The 11,109-nt window shown below is 65.2% G+C and carries 10 protein-coding genes; 1 reads left to right on the forward strand and 9 read right to left on the reverse strand.

Going from position 1 to position 11,109, the window contains the following annotated elements; translation table 11 throughout:
• Nucleotides 1–31: 31 nt before the first annotated feature.
• Nucleotides 32–490: a DUF721 domain-containing protein gene (locus RAM80_RS12320; RefSeq protein ID WP_416426820.1), complete on the forward strand. Its 459-nt coding sequence runs from the start codon at nt 32–34 to the stop codon at nt 488–490.
• Nucleotides 491–662: 172 nt separating this feature from the next.
• Here the strand turns inward: RAM80_RS12320 and lpxC are convergent, their stop codons facing one another.
• The 9 genes from lpxC to murD all read right to left on the reverse strand — a co-directional run bounded on the left by lpxC (nt 663) and on the right by murD (nt 11,105).
• On the reverse strand, nt 663–1,574 hold the full coding sequence (gene lpxC / locus RAM80_RS12325) for a UDP-3-O-acyl-N-acetylglucosamine deacetylase (RefSeq protein WP_008365412.1): 912 nt from the start codon (nt 1,572–1,574) through the stop codon (nt 663–665).
• Between the two features lie 112 nt (nt 1,575–1,686).
• Nucleotides 1,687–2,877 (reverse strand): cell division protein FtsZ, encoded by a 1,191-nt coding sequence (ftsZ, locus tag RAM80_RS12330; protein WP_416426822.1) that lies wholly within the window; start codon nt 2,875–2,877, stop codon nt 1,687–1,689.
• Between the two features lie 62 nt (nt 2,878–2,939).
• Entirely contained in the window at nt 2,940–4,196 is a 1,257-nt protein-coding gene (gene ftsA / locus RAM80_RS12335) for a cell division protein FtsA (RefSeq protein ID WP_008365410.1), read from the reverse strand.
• A 14-nt stretch (nt 4,197–4,210) separates the two neighbouring features.
• Nucleotides 4,211–5,080 carry a cell division protein FtsQ/DivIB gene (locus tag RAM80_RS12340; protein WP_416426824.1) on the reverse strand — a complete coding sequence of 290 codons (870 nt, stop codon included), beginning with the start codon at nt 5,078–5,080 and terminating at the stop codon, nt 4,211–4,213.
• 4 nt (nt 5,081–5,084) lie between these two features.
• Nucleotides 5,085–6,044: a D-alanine--D-alanine ligase gene (locus RAM80_RS12345; protein ID WP_416426826.1), complete on the reverse strand. Its 960-nt coding sequence runs from the start codon at nt 6,042–6,044 to the stop codon at nt 5,085–5,087.
• Nucleotides 6,041–7,495, reverse strand: a complete 1,455-nt coding sequence (murC, locus tag RAM80_RS12350; protein WP_416426828.1) for a UDP-N-acetylmuramate--L-alanine ligase — start codon at nt 7,493–7,495, stop codon at nt 6,041–6,043. Before murC ends, RAM80_RS12345 begins: the two co-directional genes overlap by 4 nt.
• Nucleotides 7,488–8,558 (reverse strand): undecaprenyldiphospho-muramoylpentapeptide beta-N-acetylglucosaminyltransferase, encoded by a 1,071-nt coding sequence (gene murG, locus RAM80_RS12355; protein ID WP_416426830.1) that lies wholly within the window; start codon nt 8,556–8,558, stop codon nt 7,488–7,490. The genes murC and murG overlap by 8 nt, the downstream gene beginning before the upstream one ends.
• Complete coding sequence (gene ftsW / locus RAM80_RS12360; RefSeq protein ID WP_416426832.1) at nt 8,548–9,762, reverse strand: putative lipid II flippase FtsW; 1,215 nt, start codon at nt 9,760–9,762, stop codon at nt 8,548–8,550. The genes murG and ftsW overlap by 11 nt, the downstream gene beginning before the upstream one ends.
• Nucleotides 9,759–11,105: a UDP-N-acetylmuramoyl-L-alanine--D-glutamate ligase gene (gene murD, locus RAM80_RS12365; protein WP_416426834.1), complete on the reverse strand. Its 1,347-nt coding sequence runs from the start codon at nt 11,103–11,105 to the stop codon at nt 9,759–9,761. The genes ftsW and murD overlap by 4 nt, the downstream gene beginning before the upstream one ends.
• Between the last annotated feature and the right edge of the window lie 4 nt (nt 11,106–11,109).

Raw genomic sequence — 11,109 nt, forward strand, 5'->3', positions numbered from 1 at the left:
CATGGCGGCTCTGCAATTTCAGGTTTCCCCTATGGCCTTCCGCCCCCTTCCCGCCCGGGCGCCCGGCGTTTTGCTGCGCGAAGCCAAGCCCCTCAAGGCCCTGTTCAGCCAGGCCCAGCGCCTGTCGCACCTGCAACGGCTGTTCGAAAGCCAGCTGCAGCCCGCTGCCCGCCCGCACTGCTACGTGGCGTCATGGCGTGAGGGCTGCCTGCTACTGATTGTCACTGATGGCCATTGGGCTACACGCCTGCGCTACCAGCAGAAGCGCCTGCAGCGCGACCTGCAGGCCCTGGCCGAGTTCGCCAGCCTCACGCGCATCCTGTTCAAGGTGCAGCCGCCCACGCTGCAGCGCAGCACCGGCGGCCGCAATATCGACCTGTCCGCGCAGTCGGCGGAAAACATCCAGTCCACCGCCGAAGGCATCACCGACCCCAAGCTCAAGGCCGCCCTGGAGCGCCTGGCGGCGCATGCAGGCAAGCCCAAGCCCTGAAGCTGGTGTAGCCGCTGCCGAAGGCTGCGCTGGCCGGCGTGAACCCTGAAAATCTCCAGCGAGGCACAGAGCCAGCGCAGCCTTCGGCAGCGGCTACGGGCGGTGATCGCGAGGCATAAAAAAGGCCACCCGAAGGTGGCCTCAAGAACATCTAGAGAAGAGAGTGTTCGACTTACACTGCCGCCACGGGACGCATGTAAGAGATCGGTGCCGTGCTGGCATCTTCGAAAGTCACCACTTCCCAGGCATCCTTCTGCTCGATGAGCTTGCGCAGGAGCTGGTTGTTCAGCGCATGGCCGGACTTGAAGCCACGGAACTCACCAATCAGGCTGTTGCCCAGCAGGTAGAGGTCACCGATGGCGTCCAGGATCTTGTGCTTGACGAATTCGTCTTCGTAGCGAAGACCGTCTTCGTTCAGCACGCCGTCCTTGTCGACCACGATAGCGTTTTCAACGCTGCCGCCGAGTGCGAGGTTGTGCTTGCGCAGGTACTCGATGTCACTCATGAAACCAAAGGTACGGGCGCGGCTGACTTCCTTCACGAAGGACGTGCTGGAGAAGTCGACGCTGGCACTTTGGGTGCGGTTGCGGAACACAGGGTGATCGAAATCGATCTCGAAGCTCACCTTGAACCCGTCGAATGGCACGAAAGTGGCGCGCTTGTCGCCGTCTTCCACTGTCACTTCGCGCAGGATGCGGATGAATTTCTTGGCTGCGTCCTGTTCTTCCAGGCCGGCAGATTGAATCAGGAATACGAAGGGTCCTGCACTACCATCCATGATCGGGACTTCGGACGCGGAGAGCTCGACGTAGGCGTTATCGATGCCCAGGCCAGCCATGGCCGAGAGCAAGTGCTCAACCGTGTCTACCTTGGTATCGCCGTTGACCAGAGTGGTCGACATCGTGGTCTCGCCGACATTTTCCGCTCGCGCAGGAATCTGCACCATTGGATCCAGGTCGGCACGACAGAAAACGATGCCAGTATCCACGGGTGCCGGCTTGAGGGTCAGGTATACCTTCTCCCCAGAGTGCAGGCCGACACCGGTGGCACGGATAATATTCTTCAGGGTGCGTTGTTTAATCATGGCATTGGCCGCTTCAGCGCAAATTGCGAACTGGTATCAACAAAGGCTGGCGATAATAGCAGACCCGGCCTTTGCTGAACACCAATCACCTTCATAGCCCTGATAAATTCCATCAATCGGCCTGACGACGCAGGAATGCCGGGATGTCCAGGTAGTCCAGATCGTCTTGCGGGTTGAGTTTGGCAGCCTGTGCCGCGCCTGCGTGTGCCTGGTTGCGCATCACGGTAGGACGGTCCAGGTCGCGGTAGTTCACCGACGGCAGTTCCTGACGAGCGGGCTGCTGTACGGCAGCTTGCTGGCTGGCGGCCTGCAGGGTGTTGTCGATGATTTTCACCGGCTTCTCGATCTTCGCGCCCAGGCCCGTGGCAACTACGGTCACGTGCAGCTCGTCGCGCATGTCCGGGTCGATCACGGTACCGACCTTGACCATGGCGTGGTCGGAAGCGAACGCCTCGATGATGCTACCCACGTCGGAGTATTCACCCAGCGACAGGTCAGGACCTGCGGTGATGTTCACCAGGATGCCGCGGGCGCCCTGCAGGTTGACGTCTTCGAGCAGCGGGTTGCGGATGGCCGCCTCGGTCGCTTCACGCGCACGGTTCGGACCGCTGGCGCAGCCGGTGCCCATCATGGCCATGCCCATCTCGCTCATGACAGTGCGCACGTCGGCGAAGTCGACGTTGATCATGCCCGGACGCTTGATGATGTCGGAGATACCGCGCACGGCACCGGCCAGCACGTCGTCAGCCTTGGCGAACGCGGACAGCAGGCTGGCGTCCTTGCCCAGGATGGTCAGCAGCTTCTCGTTGGGGATGGTGATCAACGAGTCGACGCTTTCCGACAGCGCGCGGATGCCTTCGTCGGCGATCTGCATGCGCTTGCGGCCTTCGAACGGGAACGGACGGGTCACGACCGCAACGGTCAGGATGCCCATCTCCTTCGCCACTTCGGCGATGATCGGCGCAGCACCGGTACCGGTACCGCCACCCATGCCGGTGGTGATGAAGACCATGTTGGTACCCACCAACACTTCGGCGATACGCTCGCGGTCTTCCAGTGCCGCCTGGCGGCCCACTTCAGGGTTGGCGCCAGCGCCCAGGCCCTTGGTCACGCCGGTGCCCAGTTGCAGGATGGTGCGCGCACCAATGTTCTTCAGGGCCTGAGCATCAGTGTTGGCGCAGATGAACTCGACGCCTTCGATGTTGCTCTTGACCATGTGATTGACCGCGTTGCCGCCGCCACCACCCACACCGATAACCTTGATTACCGGGCTTTGCGGGATGTTGTCTACAAGTTCGAACATGTTCCCTCTCCTTTCTCTAGTTTTAGCGCCTACTACTGCCTTTGAAGCTTTAAATCGGAAACTTAGAAGTTGCCTTGAACCCAACGTTTCAATCTTTCCAGCACAGGTGCCTTGGGTTCATCGCCATAGCTGTTGCTGTTACTCAAGCCGGTCAGGGTGGTGCCATCGTTCTGCTTCTGCAGCCCGTACATCAGCAGGCCCACGCCGGTCGAGTAAATCGGGTTGCGCACGACATCTGCCAACCCGCGAACCGAATGCGGTACGCCCAGGCGTACCGGCATGTGGAAAATTTCTTCGGCCAGTTCGACCGCGCCTTCCATCTTCGACGTACCACCGGTGAGCACGATGCCGCCGGGGATCAGGTCTTCGTAGCCGCTGCGGCGCAGTTCGGCCTGGATCAGGGTAAACAGCTCGTCGTAGCGCGGCTCGACCACTTCGGCCAGGGCCTGGCGCGACAGTTCGCGCGGCGGACGGTCGCCCACGCTTGGCACCTTGATGGTCTCGCCGGCGCCGGCCAGCTTGGCCAGGGCGCAGGCGTAGCGGATCTTGATCTCTTCGGCGTACTGGGTCGGGGTACGCAGCGCCATGGCGATGTCGTTGGTGACCTGGTCGCCGGCGATCGGGATCACCGCGGTGTGGCGGATGGCGCCTTCGGTGAAGATGGCGATGTCGGTGGTGCCGCCACCGATGTCCACCAGGCACACGCCCAGCTCTTTCTCGTCGTCGGTCAGCACCGAGTAGGCCGAGGCCAGTTGCTCGAGGATGATGTCGTCGATTTCCAGGCCGCAGCGGCGCACGCACTTCTCGATGTTCTGCGCGGCGTTGACGGCGCAGGTGACCACGTGGACCTTGGCTTCCAGGCGCACGCCGGACATGCCCAGGGGCTCGCGCACGCCCTCCTGGTTGTCGATGGAGTAATCCTGCGGCAGGGTGTGCAAGACCCGCTGGTCAGCCGGGATGGCCACGGCCTGGGCGGCGTCCAGCACGCGCTCCAGGTCAGCGCTGCTGACTTCGCGATCGCGGATGGCGACGATGCCGTGGGAATTGAGGCTGCGGATGTGGTTGCCGGCAATGCCGACGAACGCCGAGTGGATACGGCAGCCCGCCATCAGCTGGGCTTCTTCCACCGCCCGCTGGATCGACTGCACCGTGGACTCGATGTTCACCACCACGCCCTTCTTCAGGCCGCGCGAGGGGTGGGTACCGATCCCGACGATATCCAGCGAACCGTCATCCGCCACTTCGCACACCAGTGCCACCACCTTGGAGGTACCGATGTCCAGACCGACGATCATTTTCCCGCTTTGCACGTTTGCCATGGTCCTGCCTCTTCTTAATTCTTCGCGACGGCGGCTTGGGCCGTCGGCTTCGCATTCGGGTCACGCCAGGCCACGGCCAGGCCGTTGGCGTAGCGCAGGTCGATGCTTGCGATATTCGTGATCTGGTCTTTCAGGGTCTTGTCGTAAATGGCAATGAAACGGCGCATTTTCTCGACGAGGTGGTCACGCCCCAGCAACAGCTCGATGCCGGGACCTGCGCTTCCTGCGCCGGTGGTGAGGAACCAGCTGCCCCGCTCGCGCAGCTCCAGCCGCACGATGGAGAAGCCCATGGGCCGCAGCATCTGGCTCAGCACCTGGTACTGCTGCATCACTTGCTGCTGGGCGCGTTGCGGCCCCACCAGCTGTGGCAGGTGCTCGTAGTTGGCCAGCTCGCGCGGCGCGAACGCCTCACCCTGGTTATTGAGCAGTGCCGAGTCCCCCCAACGGGCCACGGGCAGCTGCTCTTCCAGCCGGATCACCACCTGGTCAGGCCACACCCGGCGAACTTCGGCGTGGGCGATCCACGGCATCTGCTCAAGCTCGGTGCGCATGCTGGTCAGGTCGATGGTAAAGAACGTCGACGCCACGTACGGGGCGATGCGCTGCTGCACCGCCTGCTGGCTGATGTAGCTGAGGTCGCCCTGCACGTTGATCTTGGTGATCGGCCGGTCGGCGTAGGGCATCAGGTAGATGGCGCCCTCGTAGGTGCCGACGCCCAGTGCCACCAGCAGCACCGGCCAGAACAGCTTCTTCAGGAAGCTGAAATTGGCCTTGCGTACCCGTGCGCCCATGGGCTCGTCGGCCACCATGCGGCTGGCGCCACGGGGCACCGGCTTGCTGCGGCCGGGTACGGGTTGCTGATGACGAAGCGTCGCGCCGTTCATGGGTTTACCCTCGCGCCTCTACGCTGTCGGCCAGGATCGCCAGCACCAGTTGCTGGAAATCGATGCCGGCAGCGCGAGCTGCCATGGGGACCAGGCTGTGGTCGGTCATGCCTGGGGCCGTGTTGACTTCCAGCAGCCAGAAACGCCCCTGCTCGTCCTGCATGACGTCGACGCGGGCCCAGCCGGCAATGCCGACGGCGTCACAGGCACGGGCCGTGAGGTCGATCAGCTCTTGTTCGCGGGTGGCGTCGAGGCCGCACGGGATTCGATACTGGGTATCGTTGGCCACGTATTTGGCGTCGTAGTCGTAGAACGAGTGCGAGGTGCCCAGGGCGATTGGCGGCAGGACCTGGCCACGCAGGGTCGCAATGGTGAACTCCGGACCTTGAATCCATTGTTCGACCAGGACTTGCGAGTCGTAGGTGCTGGCCGCTTTCCATGCGCCGATCAATTCTTCGACGCTGGACACTTTGGCCATACCGATACTTGAACCTTCATGGGCCGGTTTGACGATCAAAGGGAAGCCCAGTTCCGCACTCGCGGAAATACAATCTGCCTCGCTGGCCAAAACCGCGTGATGCGGGGTTGGCAGGCCCAGGCTTTGCCACACCTGCTTGGTGCGCAATTTGTCCATGGCCAGGGCCGAGGCGAGGATGCCGCTGCCGGTGTAGGGGATGCCCAGGCACTCCAGCAGGCCTTGCATGCTGCCGTCTTCACCGCCACGGCCGTGGAGGATGACGAAGGCGCGGTCGATCTTCTCGCTTTGCAGGCGCGCCAGCAGGTCATCGCCCACGTCCAGGCCGAAGGCGTCCACGCCGGCGCTCTGCAGGGCTTCAAGCACGGCAGCGCCGGACTTCAGGGAAACCTCCCGCTCGGCGCTCTTGCCGCCGTAAAGCACGGCCACGCGCCCGAAGTCCTTCGGGGCAATGGTCGATAGCAGGGAGGAAGTGGTGCTGGCTGTCATTTCAATTTCCCCTCGCCGGCCTTGTCAGCGGCGAACAACGGACTTTTCAGTAATTGCGGGGCGAGCCCGCCGATGTCGCCGGCGCCCTGGCACAGCAGGATGTCGCCGGCACGCAGCAGTGGCTTGACCAGTGGGGCCAGTTCCACGCCGCGCTCGATGTAGATCGGGTCCAGCTGGCCGCGCTGGCGGATGCTGTGGCACAACTGGCGGCTGTCGGCACCGGGGATCGGCTCTTCGCCGGCCGGGTAGACCTCCATCAGCAGCAGCACGTTGGCGTCGGCCAGCACCTGGACGAAGTCGTCGTACAGGTCGCGGGTGCGGCTGTAGCGGTGCGGCTGGTAGACCATCACCAGGCGGCGCTCCGGCCAGCCACCGCGCACGGCGCGGATGACCGCGGCCACTTCGGTGGGGTGGTGCCCGTAGTCGTCGACCAGCATCACGCTGCCGCCGTCCACCGGCAGTTCGCCGTACACCTGGAACCGCCGGCCCACGCCCTGGAAGCCCGACAGGCCCTGGACGATGGCTTCGTCGCTGACGCCTTCGTCGGTGGCGATGGCGATGGTTGCCAGGGCGTTGAGGACGTTGTGGTTGCCGGGCATGTTCACCGACACGTTCAGCGGCTCGCGGTCGCGGCGCAGCACGGTGAAGTAGGTCAGCATGCCTTCCTGGCGGATGTTGATGGCACGCACATCGGCTTCTTCGCTGACGCCGTAGGTCAGGGTCGGACGGGCGATCTGCGGCAGGATCTCGCGCACCACCGGGTCGTCCAGGCACACCACGGCCAGGCCGTAGAACGGCAGGTTGTGGAGGAAGTCGACGAAGGTTTTCTTCAGCTTGTTGAAGTCGCCACCGTAGGTCGCCATGTGGTCGGCGTCGATGTTGGTGACCACGGCCACCAGCGGCTGCAGGTGCAGGAAGCTGGCGTCGCTTTCGTCGGCTTCGGCGATCAGGTAGCGGCTGGTGCCCAGCTGCGCGTTGGTGCCGGCGGCGTTCAGGCGGCCGCCGATCACGAACGTCGGGTCCAGGCCACCGGCGGCGAACACCGAGGCGATCAGGCTGGTGGTGGTGGTCTTGCCATGGGTACCGGCCACGGCGATGCCGTGACGGTAGCGCATCAGCTCGGCGAGCATCTCGGCGCGCGGCACCACGGGAATGCGGCGCTCAAGGGCAGTGGCCACTTCCGGGTTGGAGGTGTTCACGGCGCTGGACACCACCAGCACGTCGGCGGTGGCGGCGTTCTCGGCGCGATGGCCGATGAAGATCTGCGCGCCGAACGACTGCAGGCGCTCGGTGACCGGCGACGCCTTGAGGTCGGAGCCCGATACCTGGTAGCCCAGGTTCAGCAGCACCTCGGCGATACCGCACATGCCCACGCCGCCGATGCCGACGAAGTGGATGCGACGGATGCGGCGCATTTCCGGTTGTGGCATGGCTTTCTGATTCTCAACCATGGGCCACCTCCAGGCAGACGTCGACGACGGTACGGGTTGCATCGGGCTTGGCCAGGCGGCGTGCGGTGCTCGCCATGGTGTTGAGTTTTTCCGGTTGCATCAAAACCTCGTTCAGGCGTTCAGCCAGCTCGGCTGCGCCAGTTGTCGCTTGTGGCATCAGGAAGGCAGCGCCTTCACGGGCCAGATATTCGGCGTTGCGGGTCTGGTGGTCGTCGATGGCGTGGGGCAAGGGCACCAGCACCGAGGCCAGCCCGGCGGCGGCCAGCTCGCTGACGGTCAGCGCACCGGCACGGCACACCACCATGTCGGCCCAGCCATAGGCCTGGGCCATGTCCTTGATGAACGGCGCCACCTGCGCATCGATACCGGCGTCGCGGTAGCGCTGGGTGGTGACGTCACCGTGCAGCTTGCCGCACTGGTGGAACACTTCCGGGCGAATGGCCTCGGGCACCAGCGCCAGCGCGGCAGGGATCAGCTTGTTCAACGGCTCCGAGCCCAGGCTGCCCCCGGTGACCAGCAGGCGTGGCCGGCGGCCGGCCAGGGCCTGGCGCGGGGTTTCCAGGAACAGTTCGGGGCGCACCGGGTTACCGGTTGTGCGGCGCTTGGCCGAGGCACCGAAGGTGTTCGGGAAGGCCTCGCAGATACGCGCGGCCAGCGGCGCCAGCAGGCGGTTGGCGGTGCCGGCCACGGCGTTCTGCTCGTGGACGATCACCGGCACGCCGCACAGGCGCGCGGCCAGGCCACCAGGGCCGGTCACGTAGCCGCCGAAGCCCACCACGCACACCGGCTTGAGCTGGCGCATCACCTTGCGCGCCTGCAGCAGCGCGCGTACCAGCACGAACGGCGCCTTGAGCAGCGACAGCTTGCTCTTGCCCCGCAGCCCGGCGACGTTGATCAGGTGCAACGGCAGGCCAGCCTGGGGCACCAGTTCGTTCTCGATGCCACGCGGGGTGCCCAGCCAGTGCACGGTGTAGCCACGGGCCTGGAATTCGCGGGCGCAGGACAGCGCCGGGAACACGTGCCCGCCGGTGCCGCCTGCCATGATCAATACGTTACCGGCCACGGGCTGGCTCCTCTGCGAAGTCGCTCTCGTTGAACTCGGTTTCCTCACTGCCCAGGTGCGTGCGGCTCTCCCATTCGATGCGCAGCAACAACCCCAGGCAGGCACAACAGATCACCAGCGAGCTGCCCCCGTAGCTGAGGAACGGCAGGGTCAGGCCCTTGGTCGGCAGCAGGCCGACGTTCACGCCGATGTTGATCAGGAACTGGCCGATCCACAGGAACGACAGGCCGTAGGCCATGTAGGCGGCGAAGAACTGCTTGCTGCGCTCGGCCCAGACGCCGATGTACATGCCGCGAATACACACGAACACGAACAGCGCCACGGTGCACAGCGAACCGACCACGCCCAGCTCTTCGGCCAATACCGAGAACACGAAGTCGGTGTGCGCTTCAGGCAGGTAGAACTGCTTCTGCACGCTGTTGCCCAGGCCGGCGCCCAGCCAGCTGCCGCGACCGAAGGCGATCAGCGCCTGGGTCAGTTGGTAGCCGGAACCGAACTGGTCGGCCCAGGGGTCGGTAAAGGTGGTCAGGCGGGCCATGCGGTACGGCTGCGCCTGCACCAGGATGAACACCGCGGCCACCGCCAGCACCACCATCAGGGCGAAGCGGAACAGGCCCACGCCCCCCAGGAACAGCATGGCCGCCGCGGCGCCCATCATGACCACGGTGGCACCGAAGTCGGGTTCCATCAGCAGCAGCACGGCCATGGGCAGCAGCACGATGAACGGCTTGAAGAAGCCCATCCAGGTCTCGCGCACTTCCTTCTGCTGGCGGATCAGGTAGCCCGACAGGAAGATCACCACGAAGACCTTGGCCACCTCCGAGGGCTGCACGTTGAACGCGCTGAAGCCGATCCAGCGCATGGAGCCGTTCACCTCGCGGCCGATGCCCGGCACCAGCACCAGCACCAGCAGGCCGAAGGCGCCCAGCAGCATCATCCAGCCCAGGCGCTGCCAGGTGGCGATGGGAATCATCATGGTCACGCCGCAGGCGCCCAGGCCCAGCACCAGGTACACCAGGTGGCGGATCATCATGTACAGCGGGTTGCCCGATTGCACGGCGGCCACTTCGGACGACGCCGAAGTGATCATCACCAGGCCCAGGCCCAGCAGCGCCAGGCAGCCGGCCAGCATCGGGAAGTCGACGTCGATGCCGCGGCCGGTGATCAGCGGCGACGGGTATGGCTTGATCACGCCAAAGATCATGACAAGCCCTCCACGGCCTGGGCGAACAGGCGCCCACGCTCTTCGTAGTTCTTGAACATGTCCAGGCTCGCGCAGGCCGGCGACAGCAGCACGGCATCGCCGGGCTGGGCCAGGGCGGCGCATTGTTCGACGGCTTCGTCGAGGGTCTTGACCCGCACCAGCGGCACGCCGTCGCCCAGGGCGGCAGCGATCAGCTCGGCGTCGCGGCCCAGCAGCACCACGGCGCGGCAGTGGGCGGCGACCGGGGCCTTGAGGCCGGAGAAGTCGGCGCCCTTGCCGTCGCCACCGGCCACCAGCACCAGCTTGCCGTCGATGTCGGCGCCCAGGCCTTCGATGGCCGCCAGCGCGGCACCGACGTTGGTGGCCTTGGAGTCGTCGTAGTAGCTCACGCCGTCACGCTCGCGCAGCCATTGGCAGCGGTGCGCCAGGCCGGCGAAGGTGCGCAGGGTGGCCAGCATCGGCTCGAACGGCAGGCCCACGGCGTGGCCCAGGGCCAGCGCCGCCAGGGCATTGGCCTGGTTGTGCGAGCCGCGAATTTTCAACTCGCTGACCGGCATCAGGTTCTGGAATTCGAACGCCAGGTACTTCTGGCCGTTCTCTTCGCGCAGGCCGAAGGCCTTGAAGTCCGGCTTGTTGAGGCCGAAGGTCCAGCACGGCAGGCCCTCGCCCATCAGCGGCCGGGTCAGGGCGTCCTGGCGGTTGTAGACCACCTGGCGGGCGCCACGGAAGATCCGGTGCTTGGCCAGGTGGTACGCCGGCAGGCCGCTGTAGCGGTCCATGTGGTCTTCGCTGATGTTCAGCACGGTGGCCACTTCGGCGTTGAGCTGGTCGGTAGTCTCCAGCTGGAAGCTCGACAGCTCCAGCACGTACAGCTCGACGTCGTCGGCCAGCAGGTCGAGGGCCGGCGTGCCGAGGTTGCCGCCCACGGCCACGCGCTTGCAGGCCGCAGCCGCCATGTCGCCCACCAGGGTGGTGACGGTGCTCTTGGCGTTGGAGCCGCTGATGGCGACGATGGGCGCCTGCGCGTTACGCGCGAACAGCTCGATGTCACCCGACAGCCGCACGCCACGGGCAGCGGCCTGCTGCAGCGCGGGCGTGGCCAGGGCCAGGCCGGGGCTCACCAGCAGCTCGCTGGCGCGGCACAGGAACTCCACGTCCAGCTCGCCACAGCGCACTTCAACCTGCGGGTAGTCACGGCGCAACGTCGCCAGCTCCGGCGGATTCTCGCGCGTGTCGGCCACGGCAAAGGCAATGCCCCGGCGCGCCAGGAAGCGCACCAGGGACATGCCGCTCTTGCCGAGGCCGACAACGATGCGGAATTGGTCAGAAGCGATCAGAGACACTCGT

The sequence above is a fragment of the Pseudomonas sp. App30 genome (assembly GCF_047947025.1).
Classification (GTDB): domain Bacteria; phylum Pseudomonadota; class Gammaproteobacteria; order Pseudomonadales; family Pseudomonadaceae; genus Aquipseudomonas.